Origin of the sequence: Streptomyces olindensis (assembly GCF_040645895.1) — a bacterium.
Taxonomy (GTDB): Bacteria; Actinomycetota; Actinomycetes; order Streptomycetales; family Streptomycetaceae; genus Streptomyces; species Streptomyces olindensis.
On record NZ_JBEYZD010000033.1, the window covers coordinates 33,642 to 53,717 of the forward strand.

Annotated in this window: 17 protein-coding genes and 1 tRNA gene; 7 read left to right on the forward strand and 11 right to left on the reverse strand. The window is 71.5% G+C overall.

What is annotated here, in order from left to right; translation table 11 throughout:
• Positions 1 to 96 precede the first annotated feature (96 nt).
• Positions 97 to 1,854 (reverse strand): SDR family oxidoreductase, encoded by a 1,758-nt coding sequence (locus ABZ948_RS21865; RefSeq protein ID WP_359761945.1) that lies wholly within the window; start codon positions 1,852 to 1,854, stop codon positions 97 to 99.
• A 168-nt stretch (positions 1,855 to 2,022) separates the two neighbouring features.
• Here ABZ948_RS21865 and ABZ948_RS21870 point away from each other — a divergent pair, with 168 nt between their 5' ends.
• From ABZ948_RS21870 to ABZ948_RS21895, 6 genes are all read left to right on the forward strand, one after another.
• Positions 2,023 to 2,991 carry an ABC transporter ATP-binding protein gene (locus ABZ948_RS21870; RefSeq protein WP_359762047.1) on the forward strand — a complete coding sequence of 323 codons (969 nt, stop codon included), beginning with the start codon at positions 2,023 to 2,025 and terminating at the stop codon, positions 2,989 to 2,991.
• A complete protein-coding gene (locus ABZ948_RS21875; protein ID WP_359761947.1) occupies positions 2,981 to 3,898 on the forward strand; it encodes an ABC transporter permease in 918 nt (305 codons plus the stop codon). The genes ABZ948_RS21870 and ABZ948_RS21875 overlap by 11 nt, the downstream gene beginning before the upstream one ends.
• Entirely contained in the window at positions 3,895 to 4,806 is a 912-nt protein-coding gene (locus ABZ948_RS21880) for an ABC transporter ATP-binding protein (protein WP_359761949.1), read from the forward strand. Before ABZ948_RS21875 ends, ABZ948_RS21880 begins: the two co-directional genes overlap by 4 nt.
• A gap of 9 nt (positions 4,807 to 4,815) precedes the next feature.
• Positions 4,816 to 5,535, forward strand: a complete 720-nt coding sequence (locus tag ABZ948_RS21885) for an ABC transporter permease subunit (RefSeq protein ID WP_031115241.1) — start codon at positions 4,816 to 4,818, stop codon at positions 5,533 to 5,535.
• A 107-nt stretch (positions 5,536 to 5,642) separates the two neighbouring features.
• Positions 5,643 to 5,891, forward strand: coding sequence for an SGM_3592 family protein (locus tag ABZ948_RS21890; protein ID WP_359761951.1), 249 nt, complete (start codon positions 5,643 to 5,645; stop codon positions 5,889 to 5,891).
• 338 nt (positions 5,892 to 6,229) lie between these two features.
• Positions 6,230 to 6,316, forward strand: a tRNA-Ser gene (locus ABZ948_RS21895).
• Positions 6,317 to 6,337: 21 nt separating this feature from the next.
• Here ABZ948_RS21895 and ABZ948_RS21900 read toward each other — a convergent pair.
• From ABZ948_RS21900 to ABZ948_RS21940, 9 genes are all read right to left on the reverse strand, one after another.
• Entirely contained in the window at positions 6,338 to 7,141 is an 804-nt protein-coding gene (locus ABZ948_RS21900; RefSeq protein WP_359761953.1) for an HAD family hydrolase, read from the reverse strand.
• Positions 7,138 to 8,415, reverse strand: coding sequence for a serine--tRNA ligase (serS, locus tag ABZ948_RS21905; RefSeq protein WP_359761955.1), 1,278 nt, complete (start codon positions 8,413 to 8,415; stop codon positions 7,138 to 7,140). The genes ABZ948_RS21900 and serS overlap by 4 nt, the downstream gene beginning before the upstream one ends.
• Before the next feature lie 518 nt (positions 8,416 to 8,933).
• Positions 8,934 to 9,866, reverse strand: a complete 933-nt coding sequence (gene pheA / locus ABZ948_RS21910; protein WP_359761957.1) for a prephenate dehydratase — start codon at positions 9,864 to 9,866, stop codon at positions 8,934 to 8,936.
• 62 nt (positions 9,867 to 9,928) lie between these two features.
• Positions 9,929 to 11,215, reverse strand: a complete 1,287-nt coding sequence (gene efeB, locus ABZ948_RS21915) for an iron uptake transporter deferrochelatase/peroxidase subunit (protein ID WP_359761958.1) — start codon at positions 11,213 to 11,215, stop codon at positions 9,929 to 9,931.
• A gap of 6 nt (positions 11,216 to 11,221) precedes the next feature.
• The gene (locus ABZ948_RS21920) at positions 11,222 to 13,276 is read right to left on the reverse strand and encodes a copper resistance CopC/CopD family protein (protein ID WP_359761960.1); all 2,055 of its coding nucleotides are present in this window, start codon (positions 13,274 to 13,276) and stop codon (positions 11,222 to 11,224) included.
• A 13-nt stretch (positions 13,277 to 13,289) separates the two neighbouring features.
• The gene (locus tag ABZ948_RS21925) at positions 13,290 to 13,772 is read right to left on the reverse strand and encodes a copper chaperone PCu(A)C (RefSeq protein WP_359761962.1); all 483 of its coding nucleotides are present in this window, start codon (positions 13,770 to 13,772) and stop codon (positions 13,290 to 13,292) included.
• The gene (locus ABZ948_RS21930) at positions 13,769 to 14,422 is read right to left on the reverse strand and encodes an SCO family protein (protein ID WP_359761964.1); all 654 of its coding nucleotides are present in this window, start codon (positions 14,420 to 14,422) and stop codon (positions 13,769 to 13,771) included. Before ABZ948_RS21930 ends, ABZ948_RS21925 begins: the two co-directional genes overlap by 4 nt.
• Positions 14,423 to 14,513: 91 nt before the next feature.
• Entirely contained in the window at positions 14,514 to 15,257 is a 744-nt protein-coding gene (locus ABZ948_RS21935; protein ID WP_359761966.1) for a YcnI family copper-binding membrane protein, read from the reverse strand.
• 110 nt (positions 15,258 to 15,367) lie between these two features.
• The gene (locus ABZ948_RS21940; protein WP_359761968.1) at positions 15,368 to 16,171 is read right to left on the reverse strand and encodes a hypothetical protein; all 804 of its coding nucleotides are present in this window, start codon (positions 16,169 to 16,171) and stop codon (positions 15,368 to 15,370) included.
• A 269-nt stretch (positions 16,172 to 16,440) separates the two neighbouring features.
• Between ABZ948_RS21940 and ABZ948_RS21945 the strand changes: the two genes are divergently transcribed.
• Complete coding sequence (locus ABZ948_RS21945) at positions 16,441 to 16,905, forward strand: ATP-binding protein (protein ID WP_031115252.1); 465 nt, start codon at positions 16,441 to 16,443, stop codon at positions 16,903 to 16,905.
• 116 nt (positions 16,906 to 17,021) lie between these two features.
• Here the strand turns inward: ABZ948_RS21945 and ABZ948_RS21950 are convergent, their stop codons facing one another.
• Positions 17,022 to 20,018, reverse strand: coding sequence for a glycine--tRNA ligase (locus ABZ948_RS21950; RefSeq protein WP_359761970.1), 2,997 nt, complete (start codon positions 20,016 to 20,018; stop codon positions 17,022 to 17,024).
• Positions 20,019 to 20,076 lie beyond the last annotated feature (58 nt).

The window sequence follows — 20,076 nt, forward strand, 5'->3', positions numbered from 1 at the left end:
CGATCAGCAGGTTTGGTCCACAGCCAAGTGGTGTTATCCACAGGGGAATTGGCGATTCTGTGGACAACTGGCCTTCCTTTCCGCTGTCTTGGGCCGTCAGACCGGCGGCTTCACGCGCGCGATCCGCCGCAGGATCCCCGGCGCGAACCGCGACAGCACCCGGGCGCCCCGCGCCTCCGGCGTCACCGGGACCACCGCCTCGTCGCGTGCCACCGCCCGCAGGATCGCCCCGGCCACCTTCTCCGGCGGATAGTTGCGCAGCCCGTAGATACGGGCGGCGCGCCGCTGGAGCCGCTTCTCCTCCTCGGCGTCCACCCCGGCGAAGTGCGCCGTGGAGGTGATGGCGGTGTTGACGAAGCCGGGGCAGACCGCCGTCACGCCGATCCCCTGCCCGGCGAGCTCCGCCCGCAGGCACTCGCTGAGCATCAGCACGGCCGCCTTGGAGGTGCTGTACGCGGGCAGCGCCCGGGACGGCTGGTAGGCCGCCGCCGACGCCACGTTGACGATGTGGCCGCCCTGCCCGCGCTCGGCCATCCGCCGGCCGAAGAGGCGGCAGCCGTGGATCACCCCCCACAGGTTGATGTCGAGGACCTTCTTCCAGTCCTCCGGGGTGGTGTCGAAGAAGGAGCCGGACAGTCCGATCCCGGCGTTGTTCACGAGGACGTCCACCACGCCGTACTCGGCGCAGACCTTCGCGGCGAGCCGCTCCATGGCCTGTTCGTCGGAGACGTCCGCGGTCTCCGCCCAGGCCGCCGGCGCGCCCGCCGCACGGGAGGACTCGGCGGTGCGGGCCGCCGCCTCCGCGTCCCGGTCGACGGCGACCACGCGCGCCCCGGCCGCGGCGAAGGCGAGCGCCGTCGCCCGCCCGATGCCGCTGCCCGCGCCGGTGACCAGCACGAGCTGCCCGCCGAACCGCTCGGCGTGCCTGCCGCTCGCCGCCGCTCGGGGCCGGTCGTCCTCGACGGACGTGACGAACTCCGTGATCCAGGCGGCCAGCTGATCGGGACGCGTACGGGGGATCCAGTGCCCCGCCCGGACCGTCCTCCGGGTCAGCTGCGGAACCCACTGCTCCAGGTCGTCGTGGAGCCGCTCCGACAGGAACCGGTCGCCCAGGGGCGTGACGAGCTGCACGGGCACGTGGGCGTACGCGTCCGGGCGGGGCTCGCGCAGCCGGGGCCGTACGTTGTCCCGGTACAGCCAGGCACCGTGGGCGGCGTCCGACGCCAGCGACGAGGTCGGGTAGTCGCCCGGGGGCACTTTCTCGACGCGCTCCAGGACCCGGGGCCAGCGCTTGCCGAGCGGGCCGCGCCAGGCCAGCTCGGGCAGCACGGGCGCGTGCAGCAGATAGACGTACCAGGACCTGGCGCCCTGCCCGAGGAGCTGGCCGACCCGGCGCGGGGTGGGCCGCTTCACGCGCCGTGCGAGCCAGTGGCCGAAGTGGTCGAGGGACGGCCCGGACATCGACGTGAAGGAGGCGACGCGGCCCTCGGTGCGTTTGACGGTGGCGAACTCCCAGCCCTGCACCGAACCCCAGTCGTGCCCCACCAGGTGCACGGGCCGGTCCGGACTCACCGCGTCAGCGACGGCCAGGAAGTCGTCCGTCAGCTTCTCCAGCGTGAACCCGCCCCGCAGCGGCCGCGGCGCCGTCGACCGGCCGTGGCCGCGGACGTCGTACGCCACGACGTGGAACCGCTCGGCGAGCCGCGCGGCGACCTCCGACCAGACCTCCTTGCTGTCGGGATAGCCGTGCACCAGCACGACCGTCGGCCGGTCCGGATCGCCCAGCTCGGCCACGCACAGCTCGACTCCGCCGGTCCGCACCCCGCGCTCCCGCGCGCCCGTGAGCAACGTCATCCGGCGAATCTGGCAGTTGTTAGAGAGTTCGTCAATAGCGGCTTCCCGTCCCTGGTGATCCCGGAGGACCAGGCCCCCTAAGGGCCCGTACTACTGGAGGCTGACCCGAATACAGACCTGCGGAGTGACGACCGCCACCCACCCGGCCCCTACCTTCGAGGGGTGACTGTGATCGCGACCGAAAGCCTGAGCAAGCGGTTCCCCCGGGTGACCGCGCTTGACCGGCTCTCCGTGGACGTCGGGCCCGGTGTGACCGGACTCGTCGGAGCCAATGGGGCCGGCAAGTCCACACTGATCAAGATCCTGCTGGGTCTGTCCCCCGCCACCGAGGGCCGCGCCGAAGTGCTCGGACTCGATGTCGCCACCAAGGGCGCCGCCATCCGCGAGCGGGTCGGCTACATGCCCGAGCACGACTGCCTGCCGCCGGACGTCTCGGCCACCGAGTTCGTCGTCCACATGGCGCGCATGTCCGGCCTGCCGCCCACGGCGGCGCGCGAGCGTACCGCCGACACGCTGCGCCACGTCGGCCTGTACGAGGAGCGCTACCGTCCCATCGGCGGCTACTCCACCGGCATGAAGCAGCGGGTGAAGCTCGCGCAGGCCCTCGTCCACGACCCGCAGCTGGTCTTCCTCGACGAGCCGACCAACGGCCTCGACCCGGTCGGCCGCGACGAGATGCTCGGCCTGATCCGCCGCATCCACACCGACTTCGGCATCTCGGTCCTGGTCACCTCGCACCTCCTGGGCGAACTGGAGCGCACCTGCGACCACGTCGTCGTCATCGACGGCGGCAAGCTCCTGCGCTCCAGCTCCACCACGGACTTCACGCAGACCACCACGACCCTGGCGATCGAGGTCACCGACACCGACGAGCACCCGGACGGCACCCGCGCGGTGCGCGAGGCGCTGCACGCGCGCGGGGTGAGCGTCGAGGACGGCAGCGGCCTGCCCGGCGCGGGCCACGTCCTGCTCCTGACCGCGCAGGGCGAGGAGACCTACGACCTGGTCCGTGACGTGATCGCCGACCTCGGACTCGGCCTGGTGCGCATGGAGCAGCGCCGGCACCACATCTCCGAGGTCTTCACGGCCAGTGACCAGCACGAGCAGCGGAAGGAGGCGGTCGGCCATGGCGGTTGAGCACACCACGGGGACATCCGCCCCGGCGCCGGGTGACCAGACCCGCATCCACAACATCGGCTACCGCAGCTACGACGGCCCCCGCCTGGGCCGCGCCTACGCCCGCCGCTCCCTGTACTCGCAGTCCCTGCGCGGCTCCTACGGCCTCGGCCGCTCGGTGAAGTCCAAGGTCCTGCCGATGCTGCTGTTCGTGGTGATGTGCGTGCCCGCGGCCATCATGGTCGCCGTCGCGGTCGCCACCAAGGCCAAGGAACTGCCGCTGGACTACACGCGCTACGCGATCGTCATGCAGGCGGTCATCAGCCTCTACGTCGCCTCGCAGGCACCCCAGTCCGTCTCGCGCGACCTGCGTTTCAAGACGGTGCCCCTGTACTTCTCGCGGCCCATCGAGACCGCCGACTACGTCCGCGCCAAGTTCGCGGCACTGGCCTCGGCGCTGTTCATCCTCACGGCCGCTCCCCTGCTGGTGCTCTACGTCGGCGCGCTGCTGGCCAAGCTGGACTTCGCCGACCAGACCAAGGGATTCGCACAGGGACTCGTCTCCGTGGCACTGCTCTCACTGCTCTTCGCCGGCATCGGCCTGGTCATCGCGTCCTTCACCCCGCGCCGCGGCTTCGGCATCGCGGCCGTGATCGCCGTGCTGACCATCACCTACGGCGCCGTCTCCACCCTCCAGGCCATCGCGGACGTGCAGGGCAGCGCCGACGCCGTGCCGTGGATCGGGCTGTTCTCGCCGATCACACTCGTCGACGGTGTGCAGTCCGCGTTCCTGGGCGCGACCTCCGCCTTCCCCGGCGGGGTGGGCCCGAGCAACGCCGAAGGCGTCGTCTTCGTCCTCGTCGCCCTCGGCCTGATCGCGGCGAGCTACGGCCTCCTGATGCGCCGCTACAAGAAGGTGGGACTGTGACCACGCTCTCCATCGACCACGTCTCCCGCTGGTTCGGCAACGTGGTCGCCGTCAACGACATCACCATGACCATCGGCCCCGGCGTCACGGGCCTGCTCGGCCCCAACGGCGCCGGGAAGTCCACCCTCATCAACATGATGGGCGGCTTCCTCGCCCCCTCCACCGGCACGGTCACCCTCGACGGACAGCCCGTCTGGCGCAACGAGAAGATCTACCGGCACATCGGCGTCGTCCCCGAGCGGGAGGCGATGTACGACTTCCTCACCGGCAAGGAGTTCGTCCTCGCCAACGCCGAACTGCACGGCCTCGGCGCCAAGGCGGCCCAGAAGGCGCTCGCCACGGTCGAGATGGAGTACGCGCAGGACCGCAAGATCCAGACGTACTCCAAGGGCATGCGCCAGCGCGTGAAGATGGCCTCCGCGCTCGTGCACGACCCCTCGCTGCTCCTGCTCGACGAGCCGTTCAACGGCATGGACCCCCGTCAGCGCATGCAGCTGATGGACCTGCTGCGCCGCATGGGCGACGAGGGCCGCACGGTGCTGTTCTCGTCCCACATCCTCGAAGAGGTCGAGCAACTCGCCTGGCACATCGAGGTCGTCGTCGCCGGGAGGCACGCGGCCAGCGGTGACTTCCGCAAGATCCGCCGCCTGATGACCGACCGGCCGCACCGCTACCTGGTGCGCTCCAGCGACGACCGAGCCCTCGCTGCCGCGCTGATCGCCGACCCGTCGACGTCCGGCATCGAGGTCGACGTCGCCGAGGGCGCGCTGCGCGTCCAGGCCGTCGACTTCGGCCGCTTCACCGCGCTGCTGCCCAGGGTCGCCAGGGACCACGGCATCCGGCTGCTCACGGTCTCGCCGTCCGACGAGTCCCTCGAGTCCGTCTTCTCGTACCTGGTCGCGGCGTAGGAGGCCCTGATGTACGACCCCACAGTCGCCCGGCTCACCTACCGGGCCCTGCTCGGCCGGCGCCGGGCCCTCATCCTCGGCGCGCTGCCGCTGCTGCTGATCGTGATCGCCGTGGCCGTGCGCGCCCTCGCCGGAGCGGACGACCAGACGGCGTCCGACCTGCTGGGCGGCCTCGCCCTGGCCACGATGGTGCCGATCATCGGCGTCATCGCCGGTACCGGCGCGATCGGCCCGGAGATCGACGACGGCTCCGTGGTGTACCTGCTGTCCAAGCCGATCAAACGGCCCACGATCATCTTCACCAAGCTGATCGTCGCGATCGCGGTGACCATGGTGTTCTCCGCGGTGCCGACGCTCATCGCCGGGTTCATCCTGAACGGCAACGGCCAGCAGATCGCCGTGGCCTACACCGTGGCGGCGCTGGTCGCCTCCATCGCCTACGCGGCCCTGTTCCTGCTGCTCGGCACGGTCTCCCGGCACGCGGTGGTCTTCGGCCTCGTCTACGCGCTGGTCTGGGAGGCCCTGTTCGGCTCCCTGGTGCCGGGGGCCCGCACGCTGAGCGTCCAGCAGTGGTCGCTGGCCGTGGCCCAGAAGGTGTCCGGCGGGGACCTGGTGACCTCGGACGTGGGCCTGACCACGGCGACGGTCCTGCTGGTGGCGGTGACGGTCCTGGCCACCTGGTACGCCGGTCAGAAGCTGCGCTCGCTCACGCTCGCCGGCGAGGAGTGAGGTGCCCCGGGCCTTGACGGAGGCTTCACCTCTGTCAGGGCACACTGGGCAAACCATATGTAAGGGAACCGCACGGGAGTTGGACGACCGGGGAGAGGGGAACGGGGATGGCGGGCGAGAAGGCTCAGTACGACGGACAGTCCGACAGCGGATCCGGCGAGGAAGCCTGGGACGACCTCGTCCTGGACGAGGACTTCATACGCTCCGCCGAGACCTCCGAGCCGTCCGCCCGTGCCCGGATGCTCGCCGAGCGCTGGCGCCGCGAGGAACCGGAACCGCAGCCCTGGCGCTCCGACGAGCCGCCCGCGGGCTGGTTCTTCAGCAAGGCCCGCAGGCGCAGGTGGCGCAGGCGTTAGCCGGCCACCGGGCAGATCCCCGAACGGCCCGGGTCGGGGGCGCGATCCCCGGCCCGGGCCGGGTCCGGCCGTGCCGGCGATTTATTCGGTGGCGTCCAATTCGCCCGGGGGGGCACAGTAGTTCTCGTCACCGCCGGGCTCATCCGGCCCGGCGCCACGTTCTGGGAGAGGAGCGGGACGATGTCCATGCACGGCAGTACGTCCAGCTCCCCGCAGGGCAGCCCGCGGCGGGTTCCGGAGTAGTCGCTACCGCTCCGTGGAACCCGCCCCGCACGGGGAGCTGCCCGGGGCGGCCGCTTCGAGCACGCGAATCGCACATCGCGTGAGGCCGCCCACCCGGAGGATTGGCCGAGTGGTAAGGCACTGGCTTGCTAAGCCATGGTCGGGCTGAAACGCCCGCGCACGTTCGATCCGTGCATCCTCCGCCGCACACACGCTCCGCAGGCTCAGCCCAGCAACCGCTCCAGCACGACCGCGATCCCGTCCTCCTCGTTCGAGGACGTCACCTCGTCGGCCACCGCCTTCAGCTCCGCGTGGGCGTCCGCCATGGCGACGCCGTAGGAGGCCCAGGCGAACATCGGTATGTCGTTGGGCATGTCACCGAAGGCGATCGTGTCCGCCGCCTTCACCTTGAGCCGGCGCGCCGCCAGGGACAGGCCGGTCGCCTTGGACAGCCCCAGGGGCAGGAGCTCGACGATGCCCTCGCCCGCCATGACGACCGTGACGAACCCGCCGGCGGTGCGCGTGGCCACCTCGCACAGCTCGTCGTCGCTCAGCGTCGGGTGCTGGATGTACAGCTTGTTCAGCGGCGCGGTCCACAGGTCCGACGCGTCCGTGAAGGGAGTCGCGGGCAGGTTGCCGTGCGCCGCGTAGCCCGGGCCCACCAGCACCTCGCCGTCCAGGCCGTCACGGCTCGCCGCCAGGTACAGCGGGCCGACCTCCGCCTCGATCTTGGCCAGCGCCACCCCGGCGAGCTGCCGGTCCAGCGTGACCGACGTCAGCAGACGGCGGGCGCCGACGTCGTAGACCTGCGCGCCCTGACCGCAGACGGCCAGGCCCTCGTAGCCGAGGTCGTCGAGGATGTGCCGGGTCCAGGGGACCGCGCGTCCGGTGACGACGATGTGCGCGGCGCCCGCCGCGGTGGCGGCGGCGAGCGCGTCACGGGTGCGCTGCGAGACCGACTCGTCGGAGCGCAGGAGCGTTCCGTCGAGGTCGGTGGCGACGAGTCGGTAGGGGAAGCCGGCGCTCACTTGGCGACCGGCTCCAGCACCTCACGCCCGCCCAGGTACGGACGCAGCACCTCGGGCACGCGCACCGAGCCGTCGGCCTGCTGGTGGTTCTCCAGGATCGCCACGATCGTGCGCGGTACGGCGCACAGCGTGCCGTTGAGCGTGGCCAGCGGGCGGACCTGCTTGCCCTCGCGGACCCGGATCGACAGGCGGCGGGACTGGAACTCCGTGCAGTCCGAGGTCGAGGTCAGCTCGCGGTACTTGCCCTGCGTCGGGATCCACGCCTCGCAGTCGAACTTGCGGGAGGCCGAGGAACCGAGGTCGGCGGAGGCCACGTCGATGACCCGGAACGGCAGCTCCAGCGAGGTCAGCCACTGCTTCTCCCACTCCAGCAGGCGCTGGTGCTCCGCCTGCGAGTCCTCGGGAGTGACGTACGAGAACATCTCGACCTTGTCGAACTGGTGCACGCGGAAGATGCCCCGGGTGTCCTTGCCGTGCGAACCGGCCTCGCGGCGGAAGCAGGGCGAGAAGCCCGCGTAGCGCAGCGGGAGGCGGTCGGCGTCGATGATCTCGTCCATGTGGTACGCCGCGAGGGCGACCTCGGAGGTGCCGACCAGGTAGAGGTCGTCGTTCTGGAGGTGGTAGACGTCCTGGGCGGCCTGGCCGAGGAAGCCCGTGCCCGCCATGGACTGGGGGCGGACCAGGGCCGGGGTCAGCATCGGCGTGAAGCCGGCCGCCGTGGCCTGGGCCATCGCCGCGTTCACCAGGGCGAGCTCCAGCAGGGCGCCGACACCCGTGAGGAAGTAGAAGCGCGAGCCGGAGACCTTGGCACCGCGCTCCACGTCGATCGCGCCGAGGATCTGGCCGAGCTCCAGGTGGTCCTTGGGCTCGAAGCCCTCACCTGCGAAGTCGCGGATCGTGCCGTGCGTCTCCAGCGTGACGAAGTCCTCCTCGCCGCCCACGGGCACGTCCGGGTGGACGAGGTTGCCGAGCCTCTGGAGCAGCTCCTGGGTCTCGGCGGCCGCGGCGTCGCGCTCCGCGTCGGCGGCCTTGACGTCGGCCGCGAGCTGGCCGGCCTTCTTCAGCAGCTCGGCCTTCTCGTCCCCGGTCGCCTTGGGGATGAGCTTGCCGAGCGCCTTCTGCTCGGCGCGCAGCTCGTCGAAGCGGACGCCGGACGACCTGCGCCGCTCGTCGGCAGACAGGAGGGAGTCGACGAGCGCGACGTCCTCTCCACGGGCGCGCTGGGACGCGCGCACACGGTCGGGGTCCTCACGGAGCAGGCGAAGGTCAATCACGCGGTCAAGGCTACCGGTGTGGGGTGACCGCCCACGACTCACTATTCCGGGCGTGCCTTACATACCGTTATGGGTGAATTGCACTCAGTGTCAATAAAGAGGACGCCTTTCCCTGGAACGAGGCATCCCGGAGGCGTCGCATTGACTCGAATCCCTTGTGGGGAACGGGACTTGGGCTTGAGTTGTCCACAGGGATCCACATCCGCCGAAGAGTTATCCACAGGCTGTGTGGAAGATCTGTGGACTTCGGAATTGATCACTCCGGAAGGCTCCGTCCACCCAAGAATTCCCGATACAAACCCGCTCTACCCTCACTTTCGAGTGGAAAAGGGTCACCCCGAAGAGTTACGCAAGGGAAAACAGTGGACGAAGGGTGACCTGCCCGTCGATGGACGCATCAGGGGCCTGTAGGGCGATTTGTCGACTGACTCATGCTTCGTTGTCGACTTGTCCCCAGGTCGAGAAGCGGACCTGTGGATAACTTCTGTGGATAACGACTATCAGCAGGTACGACCGGCCTAGAAGCGGCCGTCCTGGCAGCGCGCGACCCAGTCCGAGGCCGCGAGGAACTCCTCGTCCGACGTCCCCGGCCGCGGCGGCCGGACCTCCCCCGGCTGCATGTCCGCGCGCGGGTAGGAGCCGAGGTAGCGCACCTGGAGGCAGATCCGCTTGAGGCCCATCAGGGCTTCGGCCACCCGGCGGTCGGAGATGTGGCCCTCGGCGTCGATGCAGAAGCAGTAGTTGCCGATGCCCGCGCCGGTGGGCCGGGACTGGAGCAGCATCAGGTTGATGCCGCGGGTGGCGAACTCGCCCAGCAGGTCGCGCAGGCCTCCGGGGTGGTCGTCGCGCTGCCACAGTACGACGGAGGTCTTGTCCGCGCCGGTCGGCGCCGCGGGCCGGGCGGGCCGGCCGACCAGCACGAACCGCGTCTGGGCGTTCTCGGCGTCGTGGATCCCGGTCTCCAGGGCCTCGAGACCGTAGCGGGCGGCGGCGAACTCACCCGCGAAGGCGGCGTCGTACTGGCCCTCCTGGACCAGCCGGGCGGCGTCCGCGTTCGACGCGGCCGACTCCCAGTGCGCGTCCGGGAGGTGCTTCTTCAGCCAGTTGCGCACCTGCGGCTGGGCGGCCGGGTGCGCGGAGACGGTCTTGATGTCCGACAGCGTCGTACCCGGGCGGACGAGCAGCGCGAAGGTGATGGAGAGCAGCACCTCGCGGTAGATCATCAGCGGGGCACCGGCGACGAGCTCGTCGAGGGTGGTGGTGATGCCGCCCTCGACGGAGTTCTCGATCGGCACGAACGCGGCCTCGGCCTCGCCGGCGCGTACCGCGTCGAGTGCGGACTGGACGGACACGTACGGGATGAGCTCCCGGGTGGCGGCCTCGGGAAGCGTGCGCAGGGCGACTTCGGTGAAGGTGCCCTCGGGGCCGAGATACGCATAGCTCGCTGGCATGACCTCACCCTAATGGGCTTGCGGAAGCGCTATCCCCCACAAGCCCGTACAGGGGTGAACTCTCACCCCTCCAGCAACTTCTGCCCCACGTACTCGCCTTCCGCGGCCCCGCCCGGCACCGCGAAGAGCCCGCTCGACTCGTGCCGGATGAACGGCGACAAGGCGTCGCCCCGGTCGAGCTTGCGCTGCACCGGCACGAAGCCGCGCAGCGGATCGGCCTGCCAGCAGATGAAGAGCAGACCGGCGTCGGGCACCCCGTCGGCGTCGATGCCGTCGTGGAAGGAGAACGGGCGGCGGAGCATCGCCGCACCGCCGTTCTGGTCGGGCCGGGTGATGCGGGCGTGGGCGTTGATCGGGACGACCAGGTTGCCCTTGGCGTCCGTCTTCTCCAGGTCCATCGCGGTCGTCTCGGTGCCGCCGGACAGCGCCGCCCCGTTGGATTTGCGGCGCCCGATGACGTCCTCCTGCGCCTTGACGGAGAGCTTCTCCCAGTCGTCGAGGAGCATGCGGATCCGGCGGACGACGGCGTAGGAGCCGTTGGCCATCCAGGCCGGTTCGCCCTTCTCCGGCACGAAGATCCGCTGGTCGAAGTCGGGCTCGCTCGGCTTGGGGTTGCGGGTGCCGTCGATCTGGCCCATCAGGTTGCGGGCGGTCATGGGATGGGCGGTGGCGCCCGGGGAACGGTTGAAGCCGTTCATCTGCCACCGCACCTTGGCGGCCCGGCCCGCGTCCTTCTGGAGGGCGCGCAGGGCGTGGAAGGCGACCAGGGCGTCGTTGGCGCCGATCTGCACCCACAGGTCGCCGTTGCTGCGGTTCTTGTCCAGGTGGTCGGAGGAGAACTCGGGCAGCGGGTCGAGGGCGACCGGACGTTGCTTCTCCAGGCCGGTCCGGGCGAAGAAGCTGTGGCCGAAGCCGAAGGTGATCGTCAGGGACGAGGGCCCGGCGTCGCGGGCCACGTCGGTGTCGCCGTGCGCGCTCGGCTCGCCGGCCATGAGCCGCCGGGCCGTCTCCGACCAGCGGCGGAGCAGGGCGGCGGCCTCCTTGCGGCCGGCACCCGCCGCCAGGTCGAAGGCGACGAGGTGGCCGCGGGCCTGGAGGCCTTCGGTGATGCCGGGCTGATGTTTCCCGTGAAACATCGCCCGGTCGGTGCCGAGCGAGGTGAGCGGAGCGGCGGCCTCGGAGGGAGCGGCGGCGTATCCCACGGCCGCGCCGGCCGTGCCGAGCACGAGCCCGGTGGTGCCGGCGGTGCCGAGCAGCCGCCGTCGGGAGATGCCCTGGGAGGAGGCCGACTCGTTCTCCCCCGGGACGGTGCCGGGGGTACGGGCCGCCGGAATGGACTGGTCAGGCATGGTGGTTCAGCCGATCTGCGCGTTCTTGGAAACGGTCACCTCGTCGATGTCGGAGGTCCGCACGGTCACGTCGACCTCCCAGTCGCCGGCCATGGGGATCTGCACTCCGTTCGCCGACCAGTGTCCGGTAGCGATGTGGTCGGGGACGACGGGCAGGGGCCCGATGTCCTTGGCTTTCAGGGTGAACTCGACCTTCACCTCGGGGATGTCGAAGGCGCGGCCGTTGGGCCGCTCCACGTAGACGTGCAGCTCGTTGTCGCCCACGCGCGCGGGGTCGAGGTCGACCGTGACGATGCCCTTGCCGTCCTTGCCGCCGGTGTCGAACGGCATGTTCAGGGTCAGCGCCCCGGAGGCGCCCGCGTCGGCGGCCGCGGAGGAGGACGAGGTGGCCGCCCTGGCCTCCTGCTCCGTACGGCCCGGCTCGGTCTGCGTCAGCACCGTGGTGACGGCGAGCAGGACGACGGCGATGCCGGCCTCGGCCAGCACGGAGCGGCGCAGGCCGAAGCGGTTGGGGTCGGCGTCCCGCAGCCGCTTCTGCCGGGCGGCCTCCCGAGCGGCCCGCTGCCGGGCGAGCTGGGCGGCGCGCTCGGCGTCGGCGGGGTCGGGAGCGGGCTTGTCGGCAGCGGATTCCTGGGCAGCGGACGTTTCCGCAGCGGGTGCCTCGCCGGAGCTGGTGTCGGCCTCGGTGCCGGTGCCGGTGCCGGCGTGAGTGTCGGAGTGGGCGTCGGTGCCGGAGTCGCCATCGGCGGCGGCGCCCGTGTCCGGGTCTGTGCCCCCGGAGGCCCCCACCCCGGCCCGTACCTTCTCCCGCTCCGCCGACGCCGGCGCCGCCTCCGCCAGCCGTCCGGTCCAGCGCCGCGAGATCCACGCGACCCCGACGAGGACGACGACGAGGGCGATCTTCGCCAGGAGGAGCTGGCCGTAGCGGGTGTCGGTGAAGGCCGACCAGGAGCCGAGCTGGCGCCAGGACTGGTACGTGCCGGTCGCGATCAGGGCGAGCACGCTGCCGAAGGCGACGCGGGAGAAGCGGCGTACGGCCGACGCGTCGACGGGCGCGTCGGCGGGTGCCCGGTACAGGGCGACCAGGAGCGCGCCGAGCCCGCCGAGCCAGGCGGCGACGGCCAGCAGGTGGACGACGTCGACGGGCATGGCGATGCCCGCCTGGAGTCCGACGGAGGCGTGCTCGGACATCGCCCAGCTCGCGGCGAGCCCGGCGGCCACGACGACGCCGCCGATGGCGAGCCCGAAGGTCAGGTCCCGCTTCTCCTGGGGGTCGTCACGCTTGTCGTAGGCACCGAACAGCACGGCGATGAACAGCGCGGCGGCGGCGAGCAGCAGCAGCCGGGAGACCAGGGCGGCACCGGTCTTGGTCTGCAGCACCTGCCCGAGCAGGGACAGGTCGAAGACGTCGGCGACCTTCCCGGAGCCGGTGAAGGAGCCGCGCAGGAGCAGCAGGGCGAGGGTCGCGGCGGTGAGCGCGAGCCACCCGGAGACGACGAACCGCTGCACCGGCCGCACCCCGGAACCGCGCGGCCAGCAGGCGAGCACGAAGGCGGCGCCGCCGGCCATCACGATGAACCCGGCGTACGACACGTACCGCCCGAAGCCGTACAGCCAGCCGACGACGCCGTCGTCGGTGCCCTGCCCCGAGACCGCCACGGACGTCTTGGAGGGCGCGCCGATGGAGAAGGTGTAGGCACCGGCGACCGGGTGGCTGTCCGCCGAGACGACCTGGTAGGCCACCGTGTAGGTGCCGTCGGACAGGCCCGAGTTCAGCCGCACGGCGTAGGTCGTGCCGCTGACCTCGGACGGTTTGCCGTTGTCGACGCGTTTGCCCTCGGGGTCGAGCACGCGCAGCGAGTCGTCGGAGAGCGCGACCTGCTCGGAGAAGGTGAGCGTGATCCGGGCGGGGGCCTGGTCGACCACCGCCCCCTGCCCGGGGTCGCTGCCGGTCAGCGCGGCGTGCGCGGAGGCCGGGGCGGCTCCGGCGAGCAGTGCGCAGGCCGCGGCCAGGAGCAGCAGCACCAGGGTCCGGACGCGGGGGGCGATGGTCTGCGTCACAGGGGTCCCTCCCTCAGTGTCCGGTGTTCGGGGTGTAGGTCGCGGCCTTCACCGGCATCTCCACCTCGACGGGGTCGGAATGGGCGAAGCGCAGCTCGACCGTGACGGTCTGGCCTTCCTTCGGCTTGCGCTTCAGCTGCTCGAACATCAGGTGGTCGCCGCCGCTCTTCAGCACCAGTCGGCCGTGGGCGGGGACTTCGAGGCTCTTGACCTCCCGCATGGCTCCGCCGGTGGTCTCGTGCACGGTGACCTGTCCGGCGATGTCGCTGGTGACCGAGGTCAGCTCGTCGGCCGCACCGCCCTTGTTGGTGACGGTGAGGAAGCCGGCCGCCATCTCGTCGGAGACCGGCTGCGGCATGTAGGCGGAGCCGACGGAGAGTTCCGCCTTCCCGCCCGAGGAGCCGGAGTCGCCGCTGTCCGAGTCCGAGCCGCCGCAGCCCGCCAGGGCCAGTGCCCCGGCTATGACCAGTGCCGCGGGAGCGAGTCGCCGCCTCACGGATTCTCCCCCTTGACGATCTTGGGGAGGTCCTTGGTGTAGTCCTGGACGGTGGCGTCCTCGCCGTAGAGCACATAGCCGCCGTCGGTCTTCGGCGAGAACGCGATGACCTGGGTGCCGTGCTCGGAGACGATCTTGCCGTTCTTGTCCTTGTGCGGCGGGTCGATGGAGATGCCGAGGGTGCGGGCGCCCGCCTGGACGGTCGCGAAGTCGCCGGTGAGGCCGACGAACCGTGAGTCGATGCCCTTGAGCCACTTGCCGAGCTCGGCCGGAGTGTCCCGCTCGGGGTCGGTGGTGACGAACACCACGCGCAGGTCGTCCTGCTCGGCCTTGGGCAGCTGCTTGGTGGCCACGGCGATGTTGTTCATCGTCAGCGGGCAGACGTCGGGGCAGTGGGTGTAGCCGAAGTAGATCAGCGTGGGCTTGCCCTCGGTCTCCTTGCGGAGGTCGTACTTCTTGCCCTGTGTGTCGGTGAGGACCAGGTCGGGCTTCTCGAAGGGCTTGTCGAGGACGGTGGCGGCCTTGTCGGAGCCGGCCTCCTCGGACACCACGGCGACGGGCTTGTTGCTGTCGTCGCCGCTGCCGCAGGCGGTCAGGGTCAGGGAGGCGGCAGCGAGCAGAGCGGCCGCGGCGAAGGTCTTGGTGCGCATAGAAAAATGTCCCAGATGTCGGTGACCCGGCGCGTGCCGGGGGACCCGCCGGGGGCGGGAGCCCGGCACGCGCCGTGCAACGGAAGCAGCCTCAGGCGTTGGTGTGCCGACGCCCGGCGAGCACGCCGTAGGCGACACCGGCCGCGCCGACGACGATGCCGACGATGCCCAGGACGCGGGCGGTGGTGTCGGTGTTGTCGGACGAGCCGGTGTCGGAGGCGGCGGTGTCGGCGGAGGCCTTCTCGGCCGACTCGGAGCCGGAGGAGTCGTCGGCCGCGTTGTCGTGGTGCCCGTCCGCGGAGGCGGCGGACAGCTCCAGCACCGGGGCCGGGTTGTCGGGCTCCTCCTGGCCCTTCTGCGGCACCTCGATCCAGCGGACGACCTCCTTGTTGGAGTACGTCTGCAGGGCCTTGAAGACCAGCTGGTCGGTGTCCTCGGGCAGCTGGCCGACGGAGAGCGGGAACTTCTCGAAGTAGCCGGGCTCGATGCCCTTGCCGTCGGCGGTCCAGGTGACCTTGGTGACGGCCTCGGTGATCTTCTCGCCGTGCATCTCCAGCGGCTTGTCCAGCTTGGACTTGGTGACCTCGATCTTCCAGCCCGGCATCGGCTCCGGCATGACGGAGGCGAGCGGGTGGTCGGTCGGGAAGTTGACCTCGAGCTTCGTGGTCGAGGCGTCGTCGCGCTCGTTGGGGACCTTGAAGTCCACGACCGCGTAGCCGCCCTTCGCGGCCGTGCCCTCGGGCTGCACGGTGACGTGCGCGAAGGCGGGGGCGGACAGGGCGAGGACGGTGACACCGGCGGCGGCACCGGCCGCGGCGATACGGGAAGCCTTCATGGGAAGGGGCACTCCGCTGTGAGTCGATGGGATCGGGTCGGAGGGATGCGCGCACGCGCGCGTGCCGCACGACGGCGGCCCCTCCTCGGCGGAGTGGTGGTCGCGTCGTGTCAGGCGGCGAGGGCGAGTGCGGGAACCGTGACGGCCGGCGGACCGCGCCGGATCACCGTGTGCTGGAGCGCGTCGGTGCTCGGCATGTCGGGCGCCGGCCGCGCGGCGTGCGCGGGGCGCTGCGGTGCCCCCGGCGTTCCGGGGAGACCGGCGCGCAGGGCCCGCACCAGTGCGAGGGCGGCCCGCAGGGAGCGCACGAGCGCCCCTTCGGCGACGCCCTGCGCCGACAGTTCGGTGAGACGCAGCAGGGCCAGGTCGCCGTGGCGCAGCAGCCAGCCGGCGGCGATCGCCGCGAGGACGTGACCGAGCAGCATCGGCAGGGACGGCCACAGCGAGCCCGCCGCGGCGTCCAGATGCGTCGTGTGCGCGCCCGGAGCCGGCTGGAGCCGGGCGTCGGTGAGGATCTTGTGGGCCTGCGCCGGGCTGATCGCCGCCGCCGTCGTGCCGCACACGAGCCGCGCGGCCTGCTGCACCAGCGCGGCGTCGCTCACGCCCGGCTGCACCGAGGCGGTGGCGGCGGCCGAACCGTGCTGGCCCAGGCCGAACAGGGTGTGCAGCACCGTCTGGCCGGCCGCGAGCAGCACCGCGATTCCCGGCAGCGAGCGCGCGCGCCCGGCGAGCGGGGCCGCCACCGCGGCCACGCCGAGGAACCCGGCGCCCAGCGTCCACAGCGGGATACGGTCGCAGGAGGCGAGCGCGTGACCTGCCCCGGCCAGCACGACGCAGACCGCGGCGAACACCGCGGCCCGCAGAATCCGGAGCGTGTGTCCGGAGCGCGTCGCGCGCGCGTGGGGGGCAGTCATGGCGGGCTCATCATCGCACTGGCCCCCGAGGCCTCGTGCGGCAGGTCCGCAAGATGCCGTACGACCGGAACGTCACCCTCTGGCCCCAGGCGCCCCCCTGATGCGCCGATGTCCGCGCCCCCGTATGCGCGGACGTCCGCCCCCACATACACCGATCAGGACCAGCGCGCATCCGCCGTATGGGCGGCGTCACGTCAACTTCACGCTTACACGCGGGGAGTGAGGGCAATACGTAACGGTATGTCGAGCCGCGGCCAGGAGGCTGGAGCATGAGCATCTGGTGGTCACTCCATCTGCGGCGCGAAGCTGCGAGCGTGCCGCTCGCCCGGCGCCTTCTGATCGGCACGATGGAGACGGCGGGCGTCGACCCGGACATCTCCTACGACCTCTCCGTAGCCCTCAGCGAGGCCTGCGCGAACGCCGTGGAGCACGGCGGGGACACGGGGCGCGGCCCCGGTTCGGAGGCGTACCGGGTCACCGCGTACCTCGACGGCGAGAAGTGCCGGATCGAGGTCGCCGACGCGGGCCCGGGGTTTCCCGCGGCCTCCGCCGGCCGGTCCCGCCCGCAGATCCGCCCCGCGCACGCCGACGCGGAGCACGGCAGAGGGCTGTGCCTCATCGAGGAGCTCGCCGACCACGTCCACATCGGCAACAAGCCGGGCCGGGGCGGAGCCGTGGTGAGCTTCGACAAGGTCCTGAAGTGGCGTGAGGACGCCCCGCTGATGGCGGTCTGACGTCCCCGTGGTGGCCTTGCCGGTCCGGGTCCGGGTCCGGGTCCCACCGGTGGGGTGGTGTTTCACGTGAAACACCGCCCGTGCCGTCCGCTAGAACACGACCTGTGCCCGTCCGTCTACAGCGCGCCCCAGTCCAGCGTCGTCCGCGCCAGCCCCGCCACCTGCGTCAGCAGCGCCAGCCGCGCCGCGCGGACGGCCGGGTCGGGGTCCATCACCAGGACCTCGTCGAAGAAGGCGCCGATCGCCTCGACCAGCGGGGCGGAGACCTCCACCAGCGCGTCGAGGTCGTCCTCACGGCCGTCCAGCGCCTGGCGTACGGCTTCCGCGCTCTCGGCGAGACGCAGCTCGGCGGGCGCCGTCAGCAGGGACGGATCGGCTTCGGCCGGGGACTCTTCCTCGGGCAGGATGCGCACGACCCTCTGCAGCGCCGCGGTGAGCGCCTCGAACGCCTCGCTGCCGATGTGCCGCTCCAGCGCGGCCAGCGTGCGATCGCCCTGGGCGGGCCGGTCGGCCCACACCAGGACGGCCTGGACCAGTCGATGCTCGTGCCCGGCGTCCGTCAGCTGCTGCTCGTAGCGCCGGGTGATCAGCTCGGCGGCCTCGGCGACCCGCTCGAAGGGCACCTCGACGCCCTGCGCGGCGTACCGCACGGCCGCCGCGCGCAGCCCGTCGCTCACCCGGACGCCCGCCACGGCGGGCACGTTCCGCAACACGTTGAGCAGCCCGATCGCGGCCCGCCGCACCCCGTACGGATCGGAGCTCCCGGTCGGCGCGGCCCCGATCACGAACATGCCCGTCACCAGGTCGAACCGGTCGGCGAGCGACAGCACGGCACCGGCGTCACCGGCGGGCAGGGCACCGCCGGCGGAGCGCGGCAGCTCCATCTCCGCCAGGGCCCGGGCGACTTCGGCGGACTCGCCGGCCCGGCGGGCGTACTCCTCGGCCATCACCCCGGCCAGTCCGGAGAACTCGATCACCATCTGCGAGGCGAGGTCGAACTTCGCCAGGGCACCGGCGCGGCGCACGACCTCCACCGCCTCCTCCGGCAGCCCGGCCCGCCCGGCGAGGTTGAGGGCGAGGGCTGCGATGCGGTCGGCGCGGTCGGCGACCGTACCGAGCCGGTCCTCGAAGGTCAGCTTGTCCAGCCGCCGCCGGAACTCCTCCGGCGCCACCTTCAGATCCGCCCGCCAGAAGAACGCGGCGTCCTCGTAACGGGCCCGCAGCACCGCCTCGTTGCCCGCCCGCACCACGTCGTCGTCGCACAGGGCGTTGGCGAAGGTGACGAAGTGCGGCATGAGGCGCTCGCCGTCGAGCACGGGCAGATAGCGCTGGTGCTTGCGCATCACGGTGGTCAGGACGCTCGCGGGCAGTTCGAGGTAGCGCTCGTCGAACGACCCCCGCACGGCGTAGGGGAACTCCAGGATGTCGGTGATCTCGTCGATCAGCCCGGCCTGGTCCTCCACGTCGATCCGCCCGCCGACCTCGGCCGCCGCCTCCAGCGCGCCGCGCACCACCGCCCCGCGCCGGGCCTCCCGGTCGAGCAGGATGCCGTGCATGTGCAGGAAGTGCGGGTAGCCCTCGGCGGAGGTGACCCGGACCTCCGGGTAGGGAGCCTGGCGCTGCACCCGGGTGGTGTCGCCGGCGGAGAGCGAGGAGACCACCACGGGCAGGGGAGTACGGCCCAGCAGCGCGAGCAGCCAGCGCACGGGACGCGAGAACGACAGCCCCGGATCGCTCCACCGCATGTTCCGCCCGGCCCGCAGCCCGGACACGACCTCGGCCAGCAGCTCGCTGAGCACCTCGACGGCCGGGCGCCCCGGCTCGTGACGGGTGACCGCCACGTGCTCGACACCCTTGACCTCGACGACCCGCACGTCGGCGGGCTCGGCGCCCTGACTGCGGGCGAAGCCCAGCAGGGCTGGCGTGGGCGCGCCGTCCTTGTAGGCGGCGGCGACCTTGGGGCCGCGCACGGTCCGCATGGTGTCCCGCTCGCGCGGCTGCACGCCCTCGACCGTGATCACGATCCGGCGCGGTGTGGCCATCACGGTGATCGCGCCGTGCCCCAGCCGCGTCGCGGCCAGCTTGGCGGTCACCGACTCGCGCACGGCCTCGGTGGTGGCGGGCACGTCGGCGTACGGCAGCTCCTCCACGCCGATCTCGAACAGCAGCGTCTCGACGCCGGGCACCTTGGGCAGCGCGGCCCGCTCGGCCGGGGCCGGCGCGGCCGCGACCCCGAGCGGGTGCTCCAGCGCGGCCCGCCGCCGCTCCCACAGCTTCGCCGACTCGTGCGTCAGCCCGCGCATCAGCGAGAACGCCTTGGCCCGCTCGGTGGTGCTGATGGCGCCGCGCGCGTCGAGCACGTTGAAGGTGTGGCTGCACTTGAGGACGTAGGTGTACGCCGGGACCGGCAGCTCCAGGTCGAGCAGGCGCCGGGCCTCGGCCGCGTACGACTCGAACAGCCGGTGGTTGGTGTCGATGTCGGCGTCGTCGAGGTAGTAGCGGCTCATCTCGTACTCGTTCTGCCCGAACACCTCGCCGTAGGTGATGCCCGGCGCGTACAGGATGTCCTTGAAGTGCGACACGCCCTGAAGGTTCATCAGGATGCGTTCGAGGCCGTAGGTGATCTCCACCGACACCGGGTCCAGGGCGACACCGCCGACCTGCTGGAAGTAGGTGAACTGGGTGATCTCCATGCCGTCCAGCCAGACCTCCCAGCCCAGCCCCCAGGCGCCGAGCGCGGGTGAGGCCCAGTTGTCCTCGACGAATCGCACGTCGTGCGCGTTCAGGTCGACGCCGAGCGCCCGCAGGCTGCCCAGGTACAGCTCCTGCGGGTTGCCCGGGTCCGGCTTGAGGATGACCTGGAACTGGGTGTGGGTCTGGAGCCGGTTGGGGTTCTCGCCGTAGCGCGAGTCGTCCGGCCGCACGCTCGGCTCGACGTAGGCGACGCTCCACGGCTCGGGGCCGAGCACGCGCAGCGCCGTGGCCGGGTTGGCCGTACCGGCTCCGACCTCGGTGTTCAACGGCTGCGTGATCATGCAGCCGTTGTCGCTCCAGTACTTCTGCAGGGTGAGGATGGCGTCCTGCATGGTCAGCGCTGTCTGAACGTTCTTCATGATGATCGCGCCCGTTCCCCGAGTCGGCCCGGCAAGGTCGGTCATGATCTCATACGTC

Bases quoted from the DNA above. Each gene is read 5' to 3' on its own strand.
- ABZ948_RS21865 (WP_359761945.1), bottom strand. From the start codon at position 1,854: ATGACGTTGCTCACGGGCGCGCGGGAGCGCGGGGTGCGGACCGGCGGA.
- ABZ948_RS21875 (WP_359761947.1), top strand. From the start codon at position 2,981: ATGGCGGTTGAGCACACCACGGGGACATCCGCCCCGGCGCCGGGTGAC.
- ABZ948_RS21885 (WP_031115241.1), top strand. From the start codon at position 4,816: ATGTACGACCCCACAGTCGCCCGGCTCACCTACCGGGCCCTGCTCGGC.
- ABZ948_RS21890 (WP_359761951.1), top strand. From the start codon at position 5,643: ATGGCGGGCGAGAAGGCTCAGTACGACGGACAGTCCGACAGCGGATCC.
- pheA (WP_359761957.1), bottom strand. From the start codon at position 9,866: ATGCCAGCGAGCTATGCGTATCTCGGCCCCGAGGGCACCTTCACCGAA.
- efeB (WP_359761958.1), bottom strand. From the start codon at position 11,215: ATGCCTGACCAGTCCATTCCGGCGGCCCGTACCCCCGGCACCGTCCCG.
- ABZ948_RS21930 (WP_359761964.1), bottom strand. From the start codon at position 14,422: ATGCGCACCAAGACCTTCGCCGCGGCCGCTCTGCTCGCTGCCGCCTCC.
- ABZ948_RS21935 (WP_359761966.1), bottom strand. From the start codon at position 15,257: ATGAAGGCTTCCCGTATCGCCGCGGCCGGTGCCGCCGCCGGTGTCACC.
- ABZ948_RS21940 (WP_359761968.1), bottom strand. From the start codon at position 16,171: ATGACTGCCCCCCACGCGCGCGCGACGCGCTCCGGACACACGCTCCGG.
- ABZ948_RS21945 (WP_031115252.1), top strand. From the start codon at position 16,441: ATGAGCATCTGGTGGTCACTCCATCTGCGGCGCGAAGCTGCGAGCGTG.
- ABZ948_RS21950 (WP_359761970.1), bottom strand. From the start codon at position 20,018: ATGAAGAACGTTCAGACAGCGCTGACCATGCAGGACGCCATCCTCACC.